Annotated in this window: 20 protein-coding genes and 2 tRNA genes; 17 read left to right on the plus strand and 5 right to left on the minus strand. The window is 62.9% G+C overall.

Annotated elements, in window-relative coordinates; translation table 11 throughout:
* Positions 1–27 precede the first annotated feature (27 nt).
* Entirely contained in the window at positions 28–456 is a 429-nt protein-coding gene (locus H7828_RS21915) for an NUDIX hydrolase (RefSeq protein WP_226783212.1), read from the minus strand.
* A gap of 58 nt (positions 457–514) precedes the next feature.
* Positions 515–591: transfer RNA gene (locus tag H7828_RS21920), tRNA-Met, on the minus strand.
* Positions 592–764: 173 nt separating this feature from the next.
* On the opposite strand from H7828_RS21920, the gene H7828_RS21925 reads away from it, so the two are divergent.
* A complete protein-coding gene (locus H7828_RS21925) occupies positions 765–1,616 on the plus strand; it encodes a hypothetical protein (RefSeq protein WP_226783213.1) in 852 nt (283 codons plus the stop codon).
* 2 nt (positions 1,617–1,618) lie between these two features.
* Here H7828_RS21925 and H7828_RS21930 read toward each other — a convergent pair whose 3' ends face one another.
* Entirely contained in the window at positions 1,619–2,428 is an 810-nt protein-coding gene (locus H7828_RS21930; RefSeq protein WP_226783214.1) for a division plane positioning ATPase MipZ, read from the minus strand.
* A 222-nt stretch (positions 2,429–2,650) separates the two neighbouring features.
* Positions 2,651–2,726: transfer RNA gene (locus H7828_RS21935), tRNA-Trp, on the minus strand.
* Positions 2,727–2,791: 65 nt separating this feature from the next.
* On the opposite strand from H7828_RS21935, the gene H7828_RS21940 reads away from it, so the two are divergent.
* From H7828_RS21940 to H7828_RS21995, 12 genes are all read left to right on the plus strand, one after another.
* Positions 2,792–3,676 carry a hypothetical protein gene (locus H7828_RS21940; RefSeq protein ID WP_226783215.1) on the plus strand — a complete coding sequence of 295 codons (885 nt, stop codon included), beginning with the start codon at positions 2,792–2,794 and terminating at the stop codon, positions 3,674–3,676.
* Positions 3,677–3,808: 132 nt separating this feature from the next.
* The gene (gene secE, locus H7828_RS21945) at positions 3,809–4,009 is read left to right on the plus strand and encodes a preprotein translocase subunit SecE (protein WP_226783216.1); all 201 of its coding nucleotides are present in this window, start codon (positions 3,809–3,811) and stop codon (positions 4,007–4,009) included.
* 168 nt (positions 4,010–4,177) lie between these two features.
* Positions 4,178–4,711, plus strand: a complete 534-nt coding sequence (nusG, locus tag H7828_RS21950; RefSeq protein ID WP_226783217.1) for a transcription termination/antitermination protein NusG — start codon at positions 4,178–4,180, stop codon at positions 4,709–4,711.
* Positions 4,712–4,835: 124 nt separating this feature from the next.
* The gene (rplK, locus tag H7828_RS21955) at positions 4,836–5,285 is read left to right on the plus strand and encodes a 50S ribosomal protein L11 (protein ID WP_226783218.1); all 450 of its coding nucleotides are present in this window, start codon (positions 4,836–4,838) and stop codon (positions 5,283–5,285) included.
* Between the two features lies 1 nt (position 5,286).
* Complete coding sequence (gene rplA, locus H7828_RS21960; RefSeq protein ID WP_226783219.1) at positions 5,287–5,985, plus strand: 50S ribosomal protein L1; 699 nt, start codon at positions 5,287–5,289, stop codon at positions 5,983–5,985.
* A 394-nt stretch (positions 5,986–6,379) separates the two neighbouring features.
* On the plus strand, positions 6,380–6,898 hold the full coding sequence (rplJ, locus tag H7828_RS21965; RefSeq protein WP_226783220.1) for a 50S ribosomal protein L10: 519 nt from the start codon (positions 6,380–6,382) through the stop codon (positions 6,896–6,898).
* A gap of 96 nt (positions 6,899–6,994) precedes the next feature.
* Positions 6,995–7,375: a 50S ribosomal protein L7/L12 gene (rplL, locus tag H7828_RS21970; protein WP_226783221.1), complete on the plus strand. Its 381-nt coding sequence runs from the start codon at positions 6,995–6,997 to the stop codon at positions 7,373–7,375.
* A gap of 237 nt (positions 7,376–7,612) precedes the next feature.
* Positions 7,613–11,755 carry a DNA-directed RNA polymerase subunit beta gene (gene rpoB, locus H7828_RS21975; RefSeq protein WP_226783222.1) on the plus strand — a complete coding sequence of 1,381 codons (4,143 nt, stop codon included), beginning with the start codon at positions 7,613–7,615 and terminating at the stop codon, positions 11,753–11,755.
* Complete coding sequence (locus tag H7828_RS21980) at positions 11,752–12,030, plus strand: hypothetical protein (protein WP_226783223.1); 279 nt, start codon at positions 11,752–11,754, stop codon at positions 12,028–12,030. The genes rpoB and H7828_RS21980 overlap by 4 nt, the downstream gene beginning before the upstream one ends.
* On the plus strand, positions 12,027–16,268 hold the full coding sequence (gene rpoC, locus H7828_RS21985; protein ID WP_226783224.1) for a DNA-directed RNA polymerase subunit beta': 4,242 nt from the start codon (positions 12,027–12,029) through the stop codon (positions 16,266–16,268). Before H7828_RS21980 ends, rpoC begins: the two co-directional genes overlap by 4 nt.
* Before the next feature lie 203 nt (positions 16,269–16,471).
* On the plus strand, positions 16,472–17,953 hold the full coding sequence (gene nhaC, locus H7828_RS21990) for a Na+/H+ antiporter NhaC (RefSeq protein ID WP_226783225.1): 1,482 nt from the start codon (positions 16,472–16,474) through the stop codon (positions 17,951–17,953).
* Positions 17,954–17,997: 44 nt separating this feature from the next.
* Positions 17,998–18,891, plus strand: a complete 894-nt coding sequence (locus H7828_RS21995) for a DMT family transporter (RefSeq protein WP_226783226.1) — start codon at positions 17,998–18,000, stop codon at positions 18,889–18,891.
* Here the strand turns inward: H7828_RS21995 and H7828_RS22000 are convergent.
* Positions 18,888–20,045: a Hint domain-containing protein gene (locus H7828_RS22000; RefSeq protein WP_226783227.1), complete on the minus strand. Its 1,158-nt coding sequence runs from the start codon at positions 20,043–20,045 to the stop codon at positions 18,888–18,890. The two genes, H7828_RS21995 and H7828_RS22000, sit on opposite strands and share 4 nt — an antisense overlap.
* 493 nt (positions 20,046–20,538) lie before the next feature.
* On the opposite strand from H7828_RS22000, the gene rpsL reads away from it, so the two are divergent.
* From rpsL to H7828_RS22020, 4 genes are all read left to right on the plus strand, one after another.
* A complete protein-coding gene (gene rpsL, locus H7828_RS22005; RefSeq protein ID WP_099826128.1) occupies positions 20,539–20,910 on the plus strand; it encodes a 30S ribosomal protein S12 in 372 nt (123 codons plus the stop codon).
* A gap of 12 nt (positions 20,911–20,922) precedes the next feature.
* Positions 20,923–21,393: a 30S ribosomal protein S7 gene (rpsG, locus tag H7828_RS22010; protein ID WP_226783228.1), complete on the plus strand. Its 471-nt coding sequence runs from the start codon at positions 20,923–20,925 to the stop codon at positions 21,391–21,393.
* Positions 21,394–21,456: 63 nt separating this feature from the next.
* On the plus strand, positions 21,457–23,574 hold the full coding sequence (fusA, locus tag H7828_RS22015; protein ID WP_226783229.1) for an elongation factor G: 2,118 nt from the start codon (positions 21,457–21,459) through the stop codon (positions 23,572–23,574).
* A gap of 89 nt (positions 23,575–23,663) precedes the next feature.
* Positions 23,664–23,786 (plus strand): GTP-binding protein (locus H7828_RS22020; protein ID WP_240611103.1); only part of this gene is annotated, 123 nt, incomplete at its 3' end.

The following is a 23,786-nucleotide window of genomic DNA, read 5'->3' on the forward strand; positions in this document are numbered from 1 at the left end:
TATTTTTTGCAAGAAGGAGGGGGGCGGTCAGTCCGGTTCGCCTTGCCTGGCCGCGAGGGCGAGGGTGACAAGGGCATCCACCCTGTCGCTGGTGGGAAGGGCGTGCAGCCCCTCCAGCGGCACCCAGGCGGCGGCCAGGGCATCGTCTGCCGCCACCGGTTCACCCGCGACATGATCGCAAAGCACCGCCGCCAGCAGGAAATGGAACTGGATGCGCCCGGCCTCATCCCTTTGAATGACATCGACATTGTCCAGGTAGCGGCGGGCGCGGGCGATCACGCCGGTTTCCTCGTGCAGCTCACGCTCGGCGGCGGCCAGGGCAGTTTCACCCAGTTCGACATGGCCACCCGGAAAACCCCAAAGCCCAGCGTCAGGGGCATTGCGGCGCTGGACCAGCAACACGCTATCGTTTCGCAGAACGACGGCCAAAGCGGCAAGGCGGGGATGATCGGGCAAAATGCGGCCTCCTGCAACTCTCGGCAATGGTACAGGGAGGGTCGCCCGGGGGGCCATGTGGTAGCGTGGGGCGGACTTGAACCGCCGACCCCAGCATTATGAGTGCTGTGCTCTAACCAGCTGAGCTACCACGCCATTCACATGCGGGCCGATTAGCCTTGCTGAACGCCGGTGTCAAACAGAAACCGCAAAGGATTTTGCCGAACCGCGCGGATTTGTCGAAACTGCCGAAACCTTTCAAGAGAATGCCACACTGATGCCTAGGAATTCAGCGACAAGCAGGCAGTGTTCTGCCCCACGAGATTTTCATGCCCCACCTGCGATTCCTTCATCCCAGCATATTCTACCTGACCGGCCTGGCCTTGGCCGGGGGGGCCTCTGGCATGTTCTACCTCGATACCCAGGCGACGGCGGCGCGGGTGCTGGCCCTGCGCCAGGGCCCGCCCGCCGCTGTCGAGGTTGAGCGGTTCGATTCGGTCCTGCACAGCGGGCCGACGGGTGAGGTGATGATCATCGCGCAGGTCGACGCGGCCCTGCCGTTGCAGGCGATCCTGCCCCATGGCCTGGGGCAACAGCGGGTGCTGGCCTATCCGTTCCTTGCCGCCGGGGCGGAGGAGACCGAGAGGCCGCAGGTCGTCGGGTATTTCTATACCGTCGCGCCCATGACCGAGATCGAGGTTCTGGACATGGCGCGGCTGATGCCCACCTACGAAAAGGTGGGCGATTATGGCCCCGTCGCCGCCATCAACGGGGAACTTGACGCAATCGCGGCGCTGGATGGGGCGCTTTCCGATATCCTGCGCGCCCGGGGGAGGGAGGTTGCCGATTCGCTGGTGGGAATCGCGGCCTATCCCGAGGGGCGCGCCGCCGCACTGTCAGAGCCCAAGCGCAGCCTGCCTGGCTATGTCCTGGCCCTTGCTGCAATGATCGCGCTGATTTTTGGCGGGGCCTTGTCGCGGCTGCGGCCCGGCTGGGAGGAGAACCGGCGCCTGGATCACATCGCCCGGCGGGGCCGCCGCCGCCCCGGCGCGGTGCCCGAGCCCGTCACCGACAAGGGGCGCAAGCGTCTTGCCCCACTTGCCCCGCAGCCAACGCGCCCGGCAACGCCGCGCGATCGTCTGTTGCGAGACCTGTTCGGGCGCCGCGAAAAGAGCCACTGAAGTCAGAAATTCGCGGTGACGCCGGGCAGGCGAAGCTCGGTGATGAGGTCGCGGAGCTCCTGGCGGGCGGCGATGTTGGACATGTTCAGGTTGCCCACGCCGATATCCTTGAGATCGAGCAGGGTCAGCCCGCGGGGGAACAGCTCTCGGAAGATCACACGTTCGGAAAAACCGGGCGCAACGCGAAAGCCGATGCGCTTGGCCAGGTGGCCCAGGGCCTCGCCCATCTTCTTCTTGTTGTGCATCTGCTGGGCGCCAAGGCGGTTGCGCACCACGATCCAGTCGATCGGCTTCAACCCGGCCTGGGCGCGCAGCTGGCGGGCATTCCAGACCATTTCGGAATAGACCGAAGGCCCGAGGATGCGGTTGGTTTCCGAATCCACCCGCGCCAGCAGGTCGAAATCGACGAAACTGTCGTTCAGGGGGGAAATCAGCGTATCGGCCAGCGAATGGGCCACCTGGCTCAGCCGGGTGTGGCTGCCGGGGCAATCGATGAGGATGAAATCGCTGGTTTCCTCCATGCCCGCAACGGCGGCCGAAAGGCGGCGGTCATAGACATTCTCGCCGGGCTCCAGCGCGTCGGGCGAGATGTTGGGCAGGTCGCGGTATTCGGGGACCGGCAGGTCCAGCCCCTTCTTGGCAAGGTAGTGGCGGCGATTTTCCACGTAGCGGCCAAAGCTTTTCTGGCGCAGGTCCAGGTCAAGCGCGCCGACCCGATGGCCCATCCGCACCAGAGCCGTCGCAACATGCATCGAGGTCGTGGATTTCCCCGACCCGCCCTTTTCATTTCCCACGACGATAATATGCGCCACTGTCCGCCCTTGCCCTTCGTTCCACCCGCCTGTTGCGGTTTGGCCGGACTATATGGGCAGGGCCGGGGCAAGAAAAGCAGGCCGGGGGCCAAAAGCGATTTAAATGCCCGTGGTCGGGGCGGATTAATCGCGGGGTGGCCGACAATGTGCCATGCGCGAAAATACCGCCAGATACGCGTTTAGCGCATTTTTAACCGGTGTGGTGGCAAATGGTGGGATGACTGGCAGGGGCTGGGGGACTCGAACCCACGACCCTCGGTTTTGGAGACCGATGCTCTACCAACTGAGCTAAGCCCCTGCGTCGCGGCTTTGGGTAAGGCCAATTGCCGGAGAACGCAAGGCATGAATTGACGGGAACAGGCCATGGGGTTTCAGACGGCGATCACTTCGCGCAGTGCCACGGCCAGGGCGGCATGTGCGCGGTTCAGGGGCCGCCCCTGGCGGCGGATCGACCTGTCGCAGCTGGCGGATGTCTTGCGGGTGCCCACCATGCTGGCCGGGGAAGAGCAGCAGTTCTATCTCTGGCTGACCCGCGACTGGATGGAAGGCGATGGCGCGGTGGTGGATCTGGGCGCCTGCGTCGGAGGTTCGACCGCGCGCCTGGCCGAAGGACACCGAATCGCCGGGCGTGGCGGCAGGATCTATGCCTACGACAGGTTCCGCGCCGATGACCGTTTGAAGGCGCGTCTGCTTTATCCGGGGGGCGTGGCGCCCTTTGAAGGGCAGGATGCCTTTCGCGTGGCCAGGCGTCTTTTGGCGCCCTGGCGGGACCGGACGATTCTGATGCGGGGCGAGATTCAGGATGTCGGATGGCGCGGCGGGCCGATCGCGGTTCTGGCAATCGACGCCTTCAAGCAGGTAGCGCTGATCGACCGGATGGTGGCCGATTTCTTTCCGGCGCTGGTGCCGGGGCGGTCGATTGTCGTGCAGCAGGATTTCCTGCACTGGTCCCAACCTTGGCTTTGCGCCCTGATGGACCGCTTTGGTGATGCCTTTCAGCGGCTCTGCCATGTGCCAAACGATACTGTCGCCTACCTGTTGCGCCGGCCGATGACGGCGTCGCGGATCGAGGCGGCCCGGATTGGCGGGATCGGTGATGATGAGCTTTTCGCGGCCATCGCTCGGACCCGCCGGGTGATGACGGGGTGGAACCTCTCTCATCGGTTCGATGCGATGGAGGCGGGGTTGCGCGCCAATCCGGGCGCGCGGGTGGCGTGGAAAATGCGGCGCCCCTCGGGCCCGCCATGAGCGCCCTTCAGCAGAAAAGGGCATGGCGTGGACGCGGGCATTTGCGCCGCGTTTCCCCGGTGTCGGGCAGTTGGGGCTTGATTACCGGTCGCCGGATGTGCAAATCCCACGCAACACGCAAGGAACCCAGCCATGGCCACCAAGACCAATCCGCTTCAGTTCATTCAGCAAGTGCGCGCCGAGGTCGCCAAGGTCGTCTGGCCGACCCGCCGCGAAGTCGTGCTGACCACCGTCATGGTCTTCATCATGGCCACCTTGACGGCGATCTTCTTCTTCGTTGTCGACCTGCTGATCCGGACCGGGCTTCAGGGTCTGCTGGGCATGTTCGGCTGAAATCGCCTTGAACCCCTGTGCTTTGGGGGGTATGCGATGCTTCAATCCCGACAATTGGCGTGCCTAGATTCGCAAGGCGCGCCGATTTTTGTTGAGTAGGGGCGGGTAACCGCCTGAAACCTAGAACAGATCCGGGGCAACCCGGCGGCACGGAAAGGCGATGGCCCCATGGCGAAACGTTGGTATTCGGTGAGCGTGCTCTCGAATTTCGAAAAGAAGATCGCCGAGCAGATTCGCACCGAGGTGATCGAGAAAGGCCTTGAGGACGAGATCGAAGAGGTTCTTGTACCCACCGAGGAAGTGATCGAGGTTCGGCGCGGCAAGAAGGTTCCGACCGAGCGTCGCTTCATGCCCGGATATGTTCTGGTGCGGATGGAAATGTCGGACCAGGGCTATCACCTGATCAACTCGATCAACCGCGTGACCGGGTTCCTGGGGCCGCAGGGCCGTCCAATGCCGATGCGCGATGCCGAGGTGAACCAGATCCTCAACCGCGTCGAAGAAAACGTGAACGCGCCGCGCACACTGATCTCGTTCGAGATCGGCGAGAAGGTTTCCGTCACCGATGGCCCCTTCGAAGGCTTCGAGGGCATGGTGGACAGCGTCGACGACGAACACCAGCGCCTCAAGGTGACGGTATCGATCTTCGGCCGGGCAACGCCGGTCGAACTGGAATTCACCCAGGTCTCGAAAGGGGCCTGAGTCAAGCGTGGGAGGCACGGGGGCCGCGGCCCCTGACCGAACCACGACAACCCAGGGCCAAGGGGCGCGCCCCGCGGCCGTTGTTGGGTGGATCACGATCCACCCGTGACAAAGGAGAGGCCAGATGGCCAAGAAGAAAGTCGGCAGCCTGAAGCTGCAGATCAAGGCGGGGCAAGCCAACCCCTCCCCGCCCGTGGGCCCCGCACTGGGTCAGCGCGGCATCAACATCATGGAATTCTGCAAGGCGTTCAACGCCAAGACGCAGGAGATGGAGCCGGGCGCACCTTGCCCGACGATCATCACTTACTATCAGGACAAGTCGTTCACGATGGAGATCAAGACTCCGCCGGCGTCCTACTACCTGAAGAAAGCCGCAGGCCTGAAGCCCGTCGGCAAGCGCAACCGCCCGCAGGGTTCGCCCAAGCCGGGCCGCGAGATGGTGGCATCCGTCACCGTCAAGCAGGTGCGCGAGATCGCCGAAGCGAAGATGAAGGATCTGAGCGCCACGGACGTGGAAGCGGCCATGAAGATCATCGTTGGCTCGGCCAACTCCATGGGCATCGAGGTGAAGTAAGATGGCAAAACTCGGAAAACGCACCCGCGCCGCCCGCGAAGCCGTCGCCGGCAAGTCGAACCTGACTGTCGAAGATGCGGTGAAGCTGATCAAGGCCAACGCTACGGCCAAGTTCGATGAAACCATCGAGATTTCGCTGAACCTGGGCGTCGATCCGCGCCACGCCGACCAGATGGTCCGCGGCACGGTGAACCTGCCCAACGGCACCGGCAAATCGGTTCGCGTAGCCGTCTTCGCTCGTGGCCCCAAGGCCGAAGAGGCCGAAAAGGCCGGGGCCGACGTGGTTGGCGCCGAAGACCTGATGGAGCAGATCCAGGGCGGCAACATCAACTTTGACCGTTGCATCGCGACCCCCGACATGATGCCGATCGTCGGCCGTCTGGGCAAGATCCTGGGCCCGCGCAACCTGATGCCGAACCCCAAGATCGGCACCGTGACCATGGACGTCAAAGAGGCTGTCGAGGCGGCCAAGGGCGGCCAGGTTCAGTTCAAGGCCGAAAAGGCCGGTGTGGTTCACGCCGGTGTCGGCAAGGCCTCGTTCGACGAAGCCAAGCTGGTCGAGAACGTCCGCGCCTTCGTGGATGCGGTCAGCAAGGCCAAGCCGACCGGCGCCAAGGGCACCTACATGAAAGCGGTCAACCTGACCTCTTCCATGGGCCCGGGCGTGACCGTCGACGTGGCCAACGCCACCGGCAACTGAGCGCGACAAGCGATATCATGAGGGGCCCGGCGGGAAACCGCCGGGCCTTTTGCGTTCAAAGGGGCGTGATTTTCGATCTGTCAAGACGATTTCGAAGAAACAGCGCCGATCGGGGTTGGCATCCGGTTGCCGACGTATTATGACCGCCGCTGCGGGGTGTCCGAGATTCGGTCATCCCGTATTTCGTCCGAGACGGTGGGTGGCCGGTGATCCGGTCTTAATATCCTGCCTTAGACGGGAGACAGCCGAATTTTTCCGGGATTTCCCGGAGCTTTTTGCCTTCGCCCCGTACATCGAGGACTCCGGCATGCGGGACGTTCCCGTCTGCTGTACTGAGCCGAGGGGGTTTACCCTTCATCCGGCGGGTTCGCCCGTCAGAACTTGGAGTGAAACTGTGGATAGAGCCCAGAAAGAGAAAGTGGTCGAGGAACTCGGCCAGATCTTCGAAAGCTCTGGCGTCGTCGTGGTTGCCCACTACGCCGGTCTGACAGTTGCCGAGATGCAGGACCTGCGCGCGAAGATGCGTGAAGCAGGCGGGTCCGTGCGTGTTGCCAAGAACAAGCTCGCCAAGATCGCCCTTGAGGGAACGCCGTCCGCTGCGATGGCCGACCTTCTCACGGGCATGACCGTTCTTTCCTATTCCGAAGACCCCGTGGCGGCAGCCAAGGTGGCGGACGAATATGCCAAGGGGAATCAGAAGTTTCAGATTCTCGGCGGCAGCATGGGTGGAACGGCCCTGGATACTGCCGGTGTCAAAGCCGTCGCTGCAATGCCCTCGCGTGAAGAGCTTATCGCTTCGATCGTGGGTTGCATCGGAGCGCCCGCTTCCAACATCGCCGGTGCCATTGGCGCGCCTGCAAGCAACATCGCGAGCATCCTCTCGACCATCGAGGAGCGCGCGGAAGCTGCGTGATGCGATGGCGCGTCCATTCGGGCGCGACGCAACTGTCTATCGGCGTGGGGTTGTCAAAACGCACGTTGGAACACATCTGAAAGAACGGAAAGCAAAATGGCTGATCTGAAAAAACTGGCTGAAGAGATCGTGGGTCTGACCCTTCTCGAAGCACAAGAACTGAAAACCATCCTCAAGGACGAGTATGGCATCGAGCCCGCCGCCGGCGGCGCAGTGATGATGGCTGGCCCGGCCGGCGACGCCGGTGGCGCCGCTGCGGAAGAGCAGACCGAGTTCGACGTGATCCTGAAATCTGCCGGCGCGCAGAAGATCAACGTCATCAAGGAAGTTCGCGGCATCACCGGTCTTGGCCTGAAAGAAGCCAAGGACCTGGTCGAAGCTGGCGGCAAGGCCGTGAAAGAGCAGGTTTCGAAAGCCGAAGCCGAAGACATCAAGGCCAAGCTGGAAGCAGCCGGCGCCGAAGTCGAGCTCAAGTGATCTTTGGCGGGCCATGTGTCCGCCAATGCAGAAACGAAGTGGCTGGTTCCGGTATTCCGGGGCCAGCCGCCCGCGTCTCGGGAAGGGCTGATGCGTCAGCCTTTCCCAAGCCGCGGTTCAGGATCGGGAGGTCGCCTGTGGGAAGGTGGCCAGGTATGGATCTGAACCCGCTGTTTCGTGAGGGCCATCCGCCGCCGCCCAACGGTGGATTGCCCGCGAAAAGAAAGGTGACGCCACATGGCATCGACATTCCTCGGCCAGAAACGCCTGCGCAAGTATTACGGCAAGATCCGTGAAGTTCTCGAAATGCCGAACCTCATCGAGGTTCAGAAATCCTCGTATGACCTGTTCCTGCGGTCCGGTGACCAGGATCAGCCAATGGACGGCGAAGGCATCAAGGGTGTGTTCCAGTCGGTCTTTCCGATCAAGGACTTCAACGAAACCGCCGTTCTGGAATTCGTGAAGTACGAACTGGAGAAGCCCAAGTACGACGTCGAGGAATGCCAGCAGCGTGACATGACCTACAGCGCGCCCTTGAAGGTGACGCTGCGTCTGATCGTGTTCGATGTCGATGAGGATACCGGCGCCAAGTCGGTGAAGGACATCAAGGAACAGGACGTCTTCATGGGCGACATGCCCCTGATGACGCATAACGGTACGTTCATCGTGAACGGCACCGAGCGCGTGATCGTGTCGCAGATGCACCGTTCGCCCGGCGTGTTCTTCGACCACGACAAGGGCAAGACCCATTCCTCGGGCAAGCTGCTGTTCGCCTGCCGCATCATTCCCTATCGCGGGTCCTGGCTGGATTTCGAATTCGACGCCAAGGACATCGTGTTCTGCCGGATCGACCGTCGCCGCAAGCTGCCGGTGACGACCCTGCTCTATGCCCTCGGGCTGGACCAGGAGGCGATCATGGACGCCTACTACAACACCGTCAATTTCAAGCTTGAGAAGAACAAGGGTTGGGTGACCAAGTTCTTCCCCGAGCGCGTGCGCGGCACCCGGCCGGGCCACGATCTTGTCGATGCCGCCACCGGTGAGGTGATCGCCGAGGCTGGCAAGAAGGTGACTCCGCGCGCCGTCAAGAAACTGATCGACGAGGGCAAGGTTTCCGAACTGCTGATCCCCTTTGATCAGATCGTCGGCCGCTATGTGGCCAAGGACATCATCAACGAAGAAACCGGCGCGATCTATGTCGAAGCCGGGGATGAACTGACCTGGGAAGTCGACAAGCAGGGCGATGTCACGGGCGGCACGCTCTACGAACTGATCGAAGCCGGGATCACCGAGATTCCCTGCCTTGACATCGACAACATCAACCACGGCCCCTACATGCGCAACACCATGGCGCTGGACAAGAACATGGGCCGCGACACCGCGCTCATGGACATCTACCGCGTGATGCGCCCGGGCGAACCGCCCACCGTCGAGGCCGCCAGCAACCTGTTCGACACGCTGTTCTTCGACAGCGAACGCTATGACCTGTCCGCCGTCGGCCGGGTGAAGATGAACATGCGTCTGGATCTCGACGCCGAGGATACCGTGCGTACCCTGCGCCGCGAAGACATCGTCGCCTGCATCAAGGCGCTGGTGGACCTGCGCGACGGGCGTGGCGACATCGACGACATCGACCACCTGGGCAACCGCCGCGTGCGCTCGGTCGGGGAACTGATGGAGAACCAGTACCGCGTCGGCCTTCTGCGCATGGAGCGCGCCATCAAGGAGCGCATGTCCAGCGTCGAGATCGACACGGTGATGCCGCAGGATCTGATCAACGCCAAGCCGGCCGCGGCCGCGGTGCGCGAATTCTTCGGCAGCTCGCAACTATCGCAGTTCATGGACCAGACCAACCCGCTGTCGGAAGTGACCCACAAGCGCCGCCTCTCGGCTCTTGGGCCGGGCGGTCTGACCCGCGAACGTGCCGGTTTCGAAGTGCGCGACGTGCACCCCACCCACTATGGCCGGATGTGCCCCATCGAAACGCCGGAAGGGCCGAACATCGGTCTGATCAACTCGCTGGCCACCTTCGCTCGCGTGAACAAGTACGGCTTCATCGAAACGCCCTACCGCGTGGTCAAGGACGGCCAGGTGACGGACGAAGTGCACTACATGTCCGCCACCGAGGAAATGCGCCACACCGTGGCCCAGGCCAACGCCAACCTCGATGAGGACGGCCGGTTCATCAACGATCTGGTCAGCACCCGGCAATCGGGCGACTATACCCTGGCGCCCAACGCCTCGGTTGACCTGATCGACGTGTCCCCGAAACAGCTGGTTTCGGTTGCGGCCTCGCTGATCCCGTTCCTTGAGAATGATGACGCCAACCGCGCCCTCATGGGTTCGAACATGCAACGTCAGGCCGTTCCGCTGCTTCAGGCCGAGGCCCCCTATGTGGGCACCGGCATCGAAGAAGTGGTGGCACGCGATTCCGGCGCCGCCATCATGGCCCGCCGTGGCGGTATCATCGACCAGGTCGATGCGACCCGTATCGTTGTGCGCGCCACCGAAGACCTTGAACTGGGCGATGCCGGTGTCGATATCTACCGTCTGCGCAAGTTCCAGCGCAGCAACCAGAACACCTGCATCAACCAGCGTCCGCTGGTGAAGGTGGGCGATCAGGTTCGCGGTGGCGAAGTGATTGCCGATGGCCCCAGCACCGACATGGGGGAACTGGCGCTTGGCAAGAACGTCATCGTCGCCTTCATGCCCTGGAACGGCTACAACTACGAAGACTCGATCCTCATTTCCGAGCGGATCACCCGAGACGACGTGTTCACCAGCATCCACATCGACGAGTTCGAAGTGGCGGCGCGTGATACCAAGCTTGGGCCCGAGGAAATCACCCGCGACATTCCCAACGTGGGCGAAGAGGCGCTGCGCAACCTCGACGAGGCGGGCATCGTCTATATCGGTGCCGAGGTCGGGCCGGCCGACATTCTGGTGGGCAAGATCACGCCCAAGGGCGAAAGCCCGATGACCCCGGAAGAAAAGCTGCTCCGGGCCATCTTCGGCGAAAAGGCCAGCGACGTCCGCGACACCTCGCTGCGGCTGCCGCCGGGTGACTTCGGCACGGTCGTGGAAGTGCGCGTCTTCAACCGCCACGGCGTTGAGAAGGACGAACGCGCCCTCCAGATCGAGCGGGAAGAGGTGGAACGCCTGGCCCGTGACCGGGACGACGAGCTGACCATCCTCGAGCGCAACATCTATGCGCGCCTGCGGTCGATGATCGAAGGCCGTGAGGCGGTGAAGGGTCCGAAGGGCGTGAAGCCCGGCACGATGATCACCGACGATCTGCTCGACAACCAGCTGACCCGCGGTCAGTGGTGGCAGCTTGCCCTCGGAGAAGAGCAGGAAGCCGCTCAGGTCGAGGCGCTGCACGCCCAGTTCGACATTCAGAAAAAGGCGCTGGATGCGCGTTTCGAAGACAAGGTCGAAAAGGTGCGCCGTGGTGACGACCTGCCGCCGGGTGTCATGAAGATGGTCAAGGTCTTCGTGGCCGTGAAGCGCAAGCTGCAGCCGGGCGACAAGATGGCCGGGCGTCACGGCAACAAGGGTGTGATCTCGAAGGTCGTTCCGATGGAGGACATGCCGTTCCTCGAAGACGGAACGCCGGTCGATTTCGTGCTGAACCCGCTGGGTGTGCCGTCGCGGATGAACGTCGGTCAGATCCTCGAAACCCACATGGGCTGGGCCGCGCGCGGTCTGGGCCTGAAGGTGGACGAGGCGCTGGACGACTACCGCCGCAACGGCGATCTGACCCCGGTACGCGAGGCGATGAAGATCGCCTATGGTGACGACGTGCACAACGAAGTGCTGCACGACATGGATGAGCAGCAGCTTGTCGATGCCGCCAGCACGGTGACGCGCGGTGTGCCGATCGCCACGCCGGTCTTCGACGGCGCGAAAGAGGCCGATGTGAACGACAGTCTGCGCCGTGCAGGCTTCGACACCTCGGGTCAGTCGCGTCTGTTCGATGGCCGCACGGGCGAAGAGTTCAGCCGCAAGGTGACGGTGGGGGTCAAGTACCTGCTGAAACTGCACCACCTGGTGGATGACAAGATCCACGCCCGTTCGACGGGGCCGTACAGCCTGGTCACGCAGCAGCCGCTGGGTGGTAAGGCGCAGTTCGGTGGTCAGCGCTTCGGTGAGATGGAGGTCTGGGCGCTTGAGGCTTACGGCGCCGCCTACACCCTGCAGGAGATGCTGACGGTCAAGTCCGACGACGTGGCCGGGCGCACCAAGGTCTATGAAAGCATCGTCAAGGGCGAGGACAACTTCGAGGCCGGCGTGCCCGAAAGCTTCAACGTCCTTGTCAAGGAAGTGCGCGGCCTTGGCCTGAACATGGAACTCCTGGATGCGGAGGAAGACGAAGAGTGATCGGGCGGATGTCGACGATGGGTTTGATTGCGAGCGGCCTGATGGTCGGCTGTACCCAGACCAGAATCGTCGAAGAACGCGCGCTTCTGGGCGGTGGAATCGTGGCCAAAGCCCGATGCAAAGGCGCATTCACCTGTCCGACCGACGCTCGCGATGCGATCGTCGCCCAGTGTGCAAGCCGTGACTTCGAACTGACAGATTTCACACGGCTCTATTCCGATGACAGTTACACCTTCCTCTTCGTTTGCGAAGAGTCCGAAAAGGAAACGAAATGAACCAGGAACTGACAACCAACCCGTTCAACCCGCTGGCGGCCCCCAAGACGTTCGACGAGATCAAGATCTCGCTCGCGTCGCCCGAGCGGATCCTGTCGTGGTCGTTCGGTGAGATCAAGAAGCCCGAAACCATCAACTACCGCACGTTCAAGCCCGAGCGTGACGGGTTGTTCTGTGCGCGTATCTTTGGCCCGATCAAGGATTACGAATGCCTGTGCGGCAAATACAAGCGCATGAAGTATCGCGGCGTCGTCTGCGAAAAGTGCGGCGTGGAAGTCACGCTGCAGAAGGTCCGCCGCGAGCGTATGGGCCACATCGAACTGGCCAGCCCGGTCGCGCATATCTGGTTCCTCAAGTCGCTGCCCTCGCGCATCGGCCTGATGCTGGACATGACCCTGCGTGATCTCGAGCGGGTTCTGTACTTCGAAAACTACGTCGTGATCGAACCCGGCCTGACCGATCTTACCTATGGTCAGATGCTGACCGAGGAAGAGTACATGGACGCCCAGGATGCCTATGGCATGGATGCGTTCACGGCCAACATCGGCGCCGAGGCGATCCGCGAAATGCTGTCGATGATCGACCTCGAGGCCGAGGCCGACCGTCTGCGCGAAGAGCTGAAAGAGGCGACCGGCGAACTGAAGCCCAAGAAGATCATCAAGCGTCTGAAGATCGTCGAGAGCTTCCTGGAATCCGGCAACCGCCCGGAATGGATGGTGCTGACCGTCGTTCCGGTCATCCCGCCCGAGCTGCGCCCGCTGGTGCCGCTGGACGGTGGCCGCTTCGCCACGTCCGACCTGAACGATCTGTACCGCCGGGTCATCAACCGGAACAACCGCCTGAAGCGGCTGATCGAACTGCGCGCGCCCGACATCATCGTGCGCAACGAAAAGCGCATGCTGCAGGAATCCGTCGATGCGCTGTTCGACAACGGCCGTCGCGGCCGGGTGATCACGGGTGCCAACAAGCGCCCGCTGAAATCGCTGTCGGACATGCTCAAGGGCAAGCAGGGCCGTTTCCGCCAGAACCTTCTGGGCAAGCGGGTCGATTTCTCGGGCCGTTCGGTCATCGTGACCGGGCCCGAGCTGAAGCTGCACCAGTGCGGTTTGCCCAAGAAGATGGCCTTGGAACTGTTCAAGCCCTTCATCTATTCGCGTCTTGAGGCGAAGGGGCTGAGCTCCACCGTCAAGCAGGCCAAGAAGCTGGTGGAGAAAGAACGCCCCGAGGTCTGGGACATCCTGGACGAGGTGATCCGCGAACACCCGGTCATGCTGAACCGTGCGCCGACGCTGCACCGTCTGGGCATCCAGGCGTTCGAGCCGATCCTGATCGAGGGCAAGGCGATCCAGCTTCACCCGCTGGTCTGTTCGGCCTTCAACGCCGACTTCGACGGTGACCAGATGGCCGTGCACGTTCCGCTGAGCCTTGAGGCACAGCTGGAAGCCCGTGTTCTGATGATGTCGACGAACAACGTTCTGTCGCCCGCCAACGGCGCGCCGATCATCGTTCCGTCGCAGGACATGATCCTTGGTCTCTACTACATCACGATGGAACGTGAGGGGATGAAGGGTGAAGGCATGATCTTCTCGAACGTGGACGAGGTGCAGCACGCCCTCGACGCGGGCGAGGTGCACATGCACGCCAAGATCCAGGCCCGCCTGCCGCAGATCGACGAAGAGGGCAACGAGGTTCTCAAGCGGTTCGAAACCACGCCGGGCCGTGTGCGCCTGGGTGCGCTCCTGCCGCTGAACGCCAAGGCGCCCTTCAGCCTGGTCAACCGTCTGCTGCGCAAGAAGGAAGTGCAGCAGGTCATCGATACCGTCTACCGTTATTGCGGTCAGAAGGAATCGGTCATCTTCTGCGACCAGATCATGACCATGGGTTTCCGCGAGGCGTTCAAGGCCGGGATTTCCTTCGGCAAGGACGACATGGTCATCCCCGACTCCAAGTGGCCGCTGGTGGACGAGACCCGCGACCAGGTGAAGGATTTCGAACAGCAGTACATGGACGGCCTGATCACCCAGGGCGAAAAGTACAACAAGGTTGTCGATGCCTGGAGCAAGTGTAACGACAAGGTCACCGAAGCCATGATGTCGACCATCTCGACCTCGGGTCGCGATGCGAACGGGGCCGAGAACGAGCCGAACTCGGTCTACATGATGGCCCACTCGGGCGCCCGTGGTTCTGTCACCCAGATGAAACAGCTGGGCGGCATGCGCGGCCTGATGGCCAAGCCGAACGGCGAGATCATCGAGACGCCGATCATCTCGAACTTCAAGGAAGGTCTGACCGTTCTTGAATACTTCAACTCGACCCACGGCGCCCGCAAGGGTCTGTCGGATACCGCGCTGAAGACCGCGAACTCGGGCTATCTGACCCGCCGTCTGGTGGACGTCGCGCAGGACTGCATCGTGCGCATGCACGATTGCGGCACCGAACGTGCCGTCACCGCCAAGGCCGCCGTCAACGACGGTGAGGTCGTGGCATCCCTGGGGGAACGTGTGCTGGGCCGTGTCGCGGCCGAGGACCTGGTGCGCCCCGGCACCGAAGAGGTGATGGTGGCCCGTGGCGAGCTGATCGACGAGCGCAAGGCCGACATCATCGAAACCTCGGGCCTGGCAACGGCGCGTCTGCGCTCGCCCCTCACCTGTGAGGCCGAGGAAGGCGTCTGCGCCCAGTGCTATGGCCGTGACCTGGCCCGCGGCACGCTGGTGAACCAGGGTGAAGCGGTGGGAATCATCGCGGCACAGTCGATCGGTGAACCCGGCACGCAGCTTACGATGCGGACGTTCCACATCGGCGGCGTGGCCCAGGGTGGTCAGCAGTCGTTCCAGGAAGCCGGTCAGGAAGGTATTGCCGAGTTCCGCAATGCCAACCTGCTCGACAACGACTCGGGCGCCTCGGTTGTCATGGGCCGCAACATGGTTCTGGCGATCATGGACGAGAACGGCGTGGAACGGGCCAGCTTCAAGCTGGGCTATGGTACCACGGTGCATGTCAAGGAGGGCGCCCAGATCGCCCGCGGCGACAAGCTGTTCGAGTGGGACCCCTACACCCTGCCGATCATCGCCGAGAAGGCCGGTACGGCACGCTTCGTCGACCTGATTACCGGTCTTTCGGTGCGGGATGATACCGACGAAGCCACCGGCATGACCCAGAAGATCGTGACCGACTGGCGTTCGGCGCCGAAAGGCAACGAACTGAAGCCCGAGATCATCATCGTGGGCGAAGATGGCGAACCGGTCCGCAACGATGCGGGCAACCCGGTGACCTATCCGATGTCGGTCGATGCCATCCTCTCGATCGAGGACGGCGCCGAGGTGAAGGCCGGCGATGTCGTCGCGCGTATTCCGCGTGAAGGCGCCAAGACCAAGGACATCACGGGTGGTCTGCCGCGTGTGGCCGAACTGTTCGAGGCGCGCCGTCCCAAGGATCACGCGATCATCGCCGAGATCGATGGTCATGTGAAATTCGGCAAGGACTACAAGAACAAGCGCCGTATCGCGATCGTTCCGGTCGAGGAAGACGGCGTGCCTGTCGAATACATGATCCCGAAGGGCAAGCACATCCCCGTGGCCGAGGGCGATTTCGTCCACAAGGGCGACTACATCATGGATGGCAACCCGGCACCGCACGATATTCTTGCGGTCATGGGGGTCGAGGCGCTGGCCGATTACATGATCGACGAGGTGCAGGACGTCTATCGTCTGCAGGGCGTGAAGATCAACGACAAGCACATTGAGGTGATCGTGCGCCAGATGCTGCAGAAGTGGGAGATCCTGGACAGCGGGGAAACCACGCTGCTCAAGGGCGAACACGTCGACAAGGCCGAGTTCGACGAGGCCAACGAGAAGGCCGCCAAGAAGGGTGGGCGCCCCGCATCGGGCGAACCGATCCTGCTGGGCATCACCAAGGCGTCGCTGCAGACCCGCAGCTTCATCTCGGCGGCGTCGTTCCAGGAAACCACGCGCGTCCTGACCGAGGCTTCGGTGCAGGGCAAGCGGGACAAGCTGGTGGGCCTGAAAGAGAACGTCATCGTTGGCCGCCTGATCCCGGCGGGCACCGGTGGGGCCACCCAGAAGGTGCGCCGCATCGCCGCCGAGCGTGACCTGAAGGTGCTGAAGGCCGCCCAGGCCGAAGCCGAAGCCGCCGCAGCCCTGGCTGCCCCGGCCGAGGATATCGGTGGTGACGCGCAGGACAGCGGCCTGGTCATGACGCCGGAAAGCCGCGACGAATAAGCCCGTCGCGACGCCCCGACCGATCGTCGGTTTGAAAAGGCCCCGCCGCAAGGTGGGGCCTTTTTCCTTTGAAAAGACGAATCTTCAGGCAGATGGCCCTTGCTGGGCCGAATTCGCGGACAAATGGCCATTCCACAGTGGCAGGGGCGCGCCTATCATGACGGCTTCGGGCCATGCGCCCAAGGTCTTGAGGAGGAGATGCCATGTCGACCCGAGAATTCCGCAAACCCGGACTTGCGCTTGCGCTTGTGCCGATCTTGCTGACGCTGGCGGTGCTTGCGCTTCAGCTGTTCTATTTCGGCAAGTTCGTGCCCCATATCCCGCTTGCCATCGGCATCGCGATCACTGCGCTGGTGGGGATCTATCTCGGCCACGACTGGGACAGCATCGAAGAAGGCGTGTTCCACGTCATCAAGATTTCGCTGCCCTCGGTCTCGGTTCTGATCGTGGTGGGCATGATCATCGGTGTCTGGATCGCCAGCGGCACGGTACCCACGCTGATCTACTACGGTCTGCTGGTGCTCAGCCCGCAGATCTTCCTCGCGGCGGCGATGATCCTCTGTTCGGTGGTTTCGGTTTCGCTTGGCACCTCCTGGGGCACGGTCGGCACCGTCGGCCTGGCGCTGATGGGCATTGGCGCGGGTTTCGACATTCCGGTCTACTGGACGGCCGGCGCCGTCGTGTCGGGCGCCTTTTTCGGGGACAAGATTTCGCCCCTGTCCGACACCACCAACCTGGCCCCCGCCGTGACCGGCACCAACGTGTTCGATCACATCCGCAACATGCTTCCCACCACTGTTCGGGCGATGCTGGCGGCCCTGGCGATCTATATCTTCGCCGGTTACTTCCTGATCGACGGCGGCAATACCTCGTTCGAGCAGATCGAGGCGATCACCACCGCGCTGAATGAAACCTTCTGGATCTCGCCCTGGCTTCTTCTGCCTGCGCTGCTGGTCATCATCCTGGCGGTCATGAAGAACCCGCCGATCCCGTCGCTGTTCGCCGGTGTAGTCCTGGGGGGCATCATGGCGATGTTCTTTCAGGGCGAAGGCCTGCGCGCCATCTTCACCTATGCCAACTCGGGCTTCTCCATCGATACCGGCGTGGCCGAGATCGACAGCCTGCTGAACCGCGGTGGCGTCCAGTCGATGATGTGGACGATCAGCCTGGTGCTGCTGGCCCTCGGGTTCGGTGGTGCGCTTGAGCGGACCCGCTGCCTTGAGGCCGTGATCGACCAGATCATCGCGCGGGTGAAATCCTTCGCCGGCATCCAGACCTCGGCGATCATGACGTCGATGGCCACCAATGCCGTCGCGGGCGACCCCTATCTGTCGATCGCGCTGCCGGGCCGGATGTATGCACCTGTCTATCGCGGCATGGGCTATTCGACCCTGAACCTCGCACGGGGGATCGAAGAGGGCGGCACGCTGATTTCGCCGCTGATCCCCTGGAACGCGGGCGGGGCCTTCGTGATCTCGGCGCTGGCGCTGGGGATCAACGACGGCAACTTCGAGAACCTGCTCTACATTCCGCTGGCCTTTGCCTGCTGGTTGTCGCCGCTGATCGGCATCTTCTACGCCTGGAGCGGGCTGTTCTCGCCCAAGGCCAGTGCCGCCGAAGAGGCGAAATGGGACGCCGACGGCGAAGAGCGCATCGGCTTGGCCAACGCCACGACGGCCAACTGATCAAGCCCATGGCGCCGCCCCCGCAAGGGTGCTAAGGCGGCGCCATGGGTATCCTGACCGACAACATGCGAGGCGCACTGTTGATGGCGACTTGCATGGTCGCCTTCACGGTCAACGACGCCTTCATGAAGTCGGTGCTCGACAATGTTCCGCTGTTCCAGGCCTTGTTCCTGCGCGGTGTCTTCACCTCGGTGCTGTTGCTTGTTCTGGGGATCGCGCTGCGCGGCCTGCGCATGCCACGGCTGCCCCGCGACCGTTGGCTGATCGCCCTGCGCACCCTGGCCGAGCTGTTCGGCGCCTTCTTGTTCATGTCCGCGCTCAGCCAGATGCCGCTGGCCAATGTCTCGGCCATTCTGCAGGTGTTGCCGCTTTCGGTCACACTGGCCAGTGCGGTGGTGTTTGCCGAACCGCTGGGCTGGCGTCGGCTGACGGCCATCGGCGTGGGATTCTGCGGCGTTCTGCTGATTGTGCGGCCCGGAACCGAGGGGTTTAACCTCTATTCCCTCTACGCCGTCGGGGCCGTGGTGGCGGTGACGGTGCGCGATCTGGCGGCGCGGGGCCTGTCGCGCGATGTCTCATCGCTCAGCGTCGCGCTGTTCACCGCGCTTGGGGTCGGAACGGCGGCCGGTTGCGCCGCGCTGTTCACGCCATGGGTTGCCATCTCGGGCCGTGATCTGGGCCTTCTGGGCGGGGCGACGGCCTTTATCATCGTCGGCTATCTGTCCAGCGTGATGGCCATGCGTGTGGGTGAAATTGGCTTCATCGCGCCTTTCCGCTATGCCAGTCTGATCGCGGCGCTGATCCTGGGGTTCGTTGTCTTTGGCGAATGGCCACTGCCGCTGACCCTGCTGGGCGCGGCGATCATCGTGGCCACTGGGGGTTTCACCCTCTACCGCGAACAGAAGCTGAGCCGCGTCGTCCGCCCCCGGATGCCCTAGGCTGCCAGCGGGGCGAGGGCGCGCGCGGGACCGGCAAGCGCGGCCATCTCGAAGGCACGCAGGCAGGGGCGGGCGGTGGCACGGTGGGTGATCCGGTCGGTGTGGGCGGCGTTCTCTTCGCGCAGGGTGCCCAGGTTGCGTTGCCCCTGAACCCAGCTTGCCCCGACATCGCCCAGATACAGGCTTTCGACCCAAAGCCCGTTTGCAAGCACAAGGTGGTGATCGTCAAACAGCAGGTGCAGATACTGAACGCCCTGCGGCCCCTGCGGCGATATGGCCGGGGCAAGGCACTTTGCGGGCACCAGGAATTCGCCGCCACCGAACAGCAGGTCAAGTTCGGGGCCGGAGACGGCCACCCGATGGTTCGGTGACAGGGCAAGCGCGCGGTCGTTGCCCACGGCACCGACGGGCAGGGTGACGGGCGCCAGCATCGGCAGGCGCGCCAGGATCTGCGCCGACAGATGGGTGCGCCCGACGGCCCGCAGCACCTGCGCCGGTCCGTCCTTGACACAGACCTTCTGGCCGGGCTGCAGATCTTCGACTGCAACCGTTCCGCCGGGAACCGCGATCTGCGTGCCCGCAACCAGGCAGACCACATCACTGGTGCCGGGCGTCGGATCGGATTCGACGAAATTGCCGTCGCTGTTGCGGCTGAAGGCGCGCCCGTTCGGCGCGTCCGAGTTGATCGATTCGCCGCTGCCCGACTGGGTTGCGCCCGAGGGGAAACCGGCGGGCGGCGTCGCATCGCGGGGCGGGGCGCCATAGGACAGGGCAATATAGGTGTTGTTGCCCGGATCGTAGAGATAGAGCGTATCGAACTTGGAATTCTCGCCATCGGGCAGGAAATTGCCGTTGTTGGCGATGCCCGCGCTATAGAACCCCGGGGGCGGGGGGCCGGTATATTCGCCGACAAGCGTGGCGGTTTCGCCGGGGGCCAGGGCCGCGCCCGGCCCGAAGGTATAGAGAAGCCCGTTCTTCTGTGACCAGACCTGAAGCCCCTCCAGCGAAGCGGTGCTGGCGCTGGCGTTCTGGAACTCGATGAATTCGTCGCCCTTGGTCTTGCCGCCGTCGCCATCGGTGTCAATCGCGGTGCTCCCGGCGTTGTCGGCCAGAATTTCGCTGATGAACAACCCGCTTGCGAGTGTATCTGCCATCGGATATCGCCCCAACTGCCCCGGGTGGTGCCCGTTCTGTCGGGCCGGCCCGCCACGGTTTGCCCGCAGTCGGTGCCTTGGCCCAAGCCTAGGGGGCAAATGCGGCGCCAATGCGTATGCAATGTGGCGCAAACGTGGCGCGCGTCGTGGGGTCATCGTCGGCCCATGCGCCGGGCCGAGGTTGCGCAGCCTGTTGACACCCCCCGAGACTCGGCCTATACGGCGCCCACCAAGGCAGGTGAACTACGTTTTTCGCCTGCGCTTTACAGAACTGATGTGGTCACGATCCGGCCCTTGCGGCCCGATCCTCTGGAAACCCACCGCGTGTTCCCCGCAAGGGCGAGCAGAGCGGTTTTTGTGTTTTGCGGACGCGTGAGGCGCATGAGAATTCACCGGGGCGCGCGCCCCACCAGGCCCGGTCGATGCGGGCGAAGCATTGTCGTCCCAGTGGGGCGCGTAATTAAATGTGTTGCAACACGGGGATAAGACCGGAATGCCAACGATCCAACAGCTGATCCGCAAGCCGCGGCAGCCGAAAGTACGAAGCTCGAAATCCATGCACCTGCAGGGCTGCCCCCAGAAGCGGGGTGTCTGCACGCGTGTTTACACGACCACGCCGAAGAAGCCGAACTCGGCCATGCGTAAGGTTGCCAAGGTGCGCCTGACCAATGGCTTTGAGGTGATCAGCTACATCGGCGGCGAATCGCACAACCTTCAGGAGCACTCGGTGGTCCTGATCCGTGGCGGCCGTGTGAAAGACCTTCCCGGTGTGCGTTATCACATCCTGCGTGGTGTTCTGGATACCCAGGGCGTCAAGAACCGTAAACAGCGCCGCTCCAAGTATGGCGCGAAGCGTCCGAAATAAGAGGATTTCAGCATGTCACGCCGCCACGCCGCCGAAAAACGCGAAGTTCTGCCGGACGCCAAGTATGGTGACCGCGTTCTGACCAAGTTCATGAACAACCTGATGATCGACGGCAAGAAATCCGTCGCCGAGCGTATTGTCTACAACGCGTTCGACCGGGTCGAAGCCAAGCTCAAGAAGTCGCCCGTCGAGGTGTTTCACGAGTGCCTGGACAACATCAAGCCCGCCGTCGAGGTCCGCTCGCGCCGCGTGGGTGGTGCCACCTACCAGGTGCCGGTCGAAGTGCGCCCCGAGCGCCGCGAAGCCCTGGCGATTCGCTGGCTGATCGATGCGTCCAAGAAGCGCAACGAGAACACCATGGAAGAACGCCTTGCCGGTGAACTGGCCGATGCCGTCAACGGCCGCGGTTCCGCCGTGAAAAAGCGCGAAGACACCCACAAGATGGCCGACGCCAACAAGGCATTCAGCCACTACCGCTGGTAACATTCTGCGGCGCGCCATACGGGCGCGCTGCGCGACATCCAAACTCTCCAGGAGCAGCCCCAAATGGCACGCGACTATCCTCTCGAGCGCTACCGTAACTTCGGGATCATGGCGCATATCGACGCCGGCAAGACCACCTGTTCCGAGCGCATCCTGTTTTACACGGGCAAATCGCACAACATCGGCGAAGTGCACGATGGCGCTGCCACCATGGATTGGATGGAGCAGGAGCAGGAGCGTGGCATCACGATCACCTCTGCCGCCACGACCACCTTCTGGGAGCGGACCGAAAACGGCGTCGAGCCCGATTCCAAGAAGCACCGCATGAACATCATCGACACCCCCGGCCACGTCGACTTCACCATCGAAGTCGAACGTTCGCTGGCCGTTCTGGATGGCGCCATCGCCGTTCTGGACGCCAACGCCGGTGTCGAACCGCAGACCGAAACCGTCTGGCGCCAGGCCGACCGCTACAAGGTTCCGCGCATCGTCTTTGTCAACAAGATGGACAAGATCGGCGCCGACTTCTTCAACTGCGTTCGCATGATCAAGGACCGCACCGGTGCGCGTCCTTGCCCGGTCCAGATGCCCATCGGTTCGGAGAACGAGCTTGAAGGCATCATCGATCTGGTGACCATGCAGGAATGGGTCTGGGCCGGTGAAGACCTGGGCGCCTCCTGGGAGCAGCGCGAGATCCGCGCCGAGCTGGCCGACAAGGCCGCCGAGATGCGCAACGAGATGATCGAAATGGCCGTCGAAATGGACGACGATGTCATGGAGGCCTATCTCGAAGGCGAAGAGCCCGACGTGGAAACCCTGCGCAAGCTGATCCGCAAGGGCACGCTCAGCATGACCTTCGTTCCGATCCTTGCCGGTTCGGCCTTCAAGAACAAGGGCATGCAGCCGCTGCTGAACGCCGTGATCGATTACCTGCCCAGCCCGCTGGACGTGGTCGACTACATGGGCTTCAAGCCGGGCGACGAAACCGAGACCCGCAACATCGCGCGCCGCGCCGATGACGACATGCCGTTCTCGGGGCTGGCGTTCAAGATCATGAACGACCCCTACATGGGCACCCTGACCTTCACCCGCATCTATTCGGGCAAGATGGAGAAGGGCGACACGCTCCTGAACTCGACCAAGGGCACCAAGGAACGCATCGGCCGCATGGTGATGATGCACTCCAACAAGCAGGACGAGATTTCGGAAGCCTGGGCCGGTGACATCATCGCCCTGGCCGGTCTGAAGAACACCACGACCGGTGACACGCTGTCGGCGGTCAACGACCCGGTGGTCCTGGAAACCATGAGCTTCCCGGATCCGGTCATCGAGATCGCCGTCGAGCCCAAGACCAAAGCCGACCAGGAAAAGATGTCGATGGGCCTGGCCCGTCTGGCTGCCGAAGATCCGTCGTTCCGCGTCGAGACCGACCTGGAATCGGGTCAGACGATCATGAAGGGCATGGGCGAACTTCACCTCGACATCCTGGTGGATCGCCTGAAGCGCGAATTCAAGGTCGAAGCCAACATCGGTGCGCCGCAGGTGGCTTACCGCGAGACGATCTCGCGCGAGACCGAGCATACCTACACCCACAAGAAGCAGTCGGGTGGTTCGGGTCAGTTCGCCGAGGTGAAGATGATCATCACCCCGACCGAGCCGGGCGAAGGTTACTCGTTCGAAAGCAAGATCGTCGGTGGTGCGGTGCCGAAGGAATACATCCCCGGCGTCGAGAAGGGCGTGAAATCGGTCATGGACTCCGGTCCGCTGGCGGGCTTCCCGGTCATCGACTTCAAGGTTCAGCTGATCGACGGCAAGTTCCACGATGTTGACTCCTCGGTTCTGGCGTTCGAGATCGCAGCACGTCAGTGGATGCGCGAAGCCATGAAGAAGGCCGGCGCCAAGCTGCTCGAGCCGATCATGAAGGTCGAGGTGGTGACGCCCGAGGAATACACCGGTGGCATCATCGGTGACCTGACCTCGCGTCGTGGCCAGGTGCAGGGGCAGGATACGCGCGGCAACGCCATCGCGATCGACGCCTTCGTGCCGCTGGCCAACATGTTCGGCTACATCAATACCCTGCGTTCGATGTCCTCGGGCCGTGCGAACTTCACCATGCAGTTCGACCACTACGAACCCGTGCCGCAGAACATCAGCGAAGAGATCCAGAGCAAGTACGCTTAAGCGGGGCGGCGGGGTGAACCCCGCCCTACCCACCATCCGTAGGGCAGGGGCCTCCCTGCCGCACCCACACGAAAAGAAGGAGCCACACCATGGCAAAGGCAAAGTTTGAACGTAACAAACCGCACGTGAACATCGGCACGATCGGTCACGTTGACCACGGCAAGACGACGCTGACGGCTGCGATCACGAAGTATTTCGGCGATTTCCAGGCC

Source organism: Oceaniglobus trochenteri, from assembly GCF_020529025.1.
Lineage (GTDB): Bacteria > Pseudomonadota > Alphaproteobacteria > Rhodobacterales > Rhodobacteraceae > Oceaniglobus > Oceaniglobus trochenteri.

Bases quoted from the DNA above. Each gene is read 5' to 3' on its own strand.
- H7828_RS21995 (WP_226783226.1), top strand. From the start codon at position 17,998: ATGGGTATCCTGACCGACAACATGCGAGGCGCACTGTTGATGGCGACT.
- H7828_RS22000 (WP_226783227.1), bottom strand. From the start codon at position 20,045: ATGGCAGATACACTCGCAAGCGGGTTGTTCATCAGCGAAATTCTGGCC.
- secE (WP_226783216.1), top strand. From the start codon at position 3,809: ATGGCCACCAAGACCAATCCGCTTCAGTTCATTCAGCAAGTGCGCGCC.
- rpoC (WP_226783224.1), top strand. From the start codon at position 12,027: ATGAACCAGGAACTGACAACCAACCCGTTCAACCCGCTGGCGGCCCCC.
- fusA (WP_226783229.1), top strand. From the start codon at position 21,457: ATGGCACGCGACTATCCTCTCGAGCGCTACCGTAACTTCGGGATCATG.
- rplL (WP_226783221.1), top strand. From the start codon at position 6,995: ATGGCTGATCTGAAAAAACTGGCTGAAGAGATCGTGGGTCTGACCCTT.
- H7828_RS21940 (WP_226783215.1), top strand. From the start codon at position 2,792: ATGGGGTTTCAGACGGCGATCACTTCGCGCAGTGCCACGGCCAGGGCG.
- nhaC (WP_226783225.1), top strand. From the start codon at position 16,472: ATGTCGACCCGAGAATTCCGCAAACCCGGACTTGCGCTTGCGCTTGTG.
- H7828_RS21925 (WP_226783213.1), top strand. From the start codon at position 765: ATGCCCCACCTGCGATTCCTTCATCCCAGCATATTCTACCTGACCGGC.
- nusG (WP_226783217.1), top strand. From the start codon at position 4,178: ATGGCGAAACGTTGGTATTCGGTGAGCGTGCTCTCGAATTTCGAAAAG.
- rpoB (WP_226783222.1), top strand. From the start codon at position 7,613: ATGGCATCGACATTCCTCGGCCAGAAACGCCTGCGCAAGTATTACGGC.
- rpsG (WP_226783228.1), top strand. From the start codon at position 20,923: ATGTCACGCCGCCACGCCGCCGAAAAACGCGAAGTTCTGCCGGACGCC.
- rpsL (WP_099826128.1), top strand. From the start codon at position 20,539: ATGCCAACGATCCAACAGCTGATCCGCAAGCCGCGGCAGCCGAAAGTA.
- rplK (WP_226783218.1), top strand. From the start codon at position 4,836: ATGGCCAAGAAGAAAGTCGGCAGCCTGAAGCTGCAGATCAAGGCGGGG.
- rplA (WP_226783219.1), top strand. From the start codon at position 5,287: ATGGCAAAACTCGGAAAACGCACCCGCGCCGCCCGCGAAGCCGTCGCC.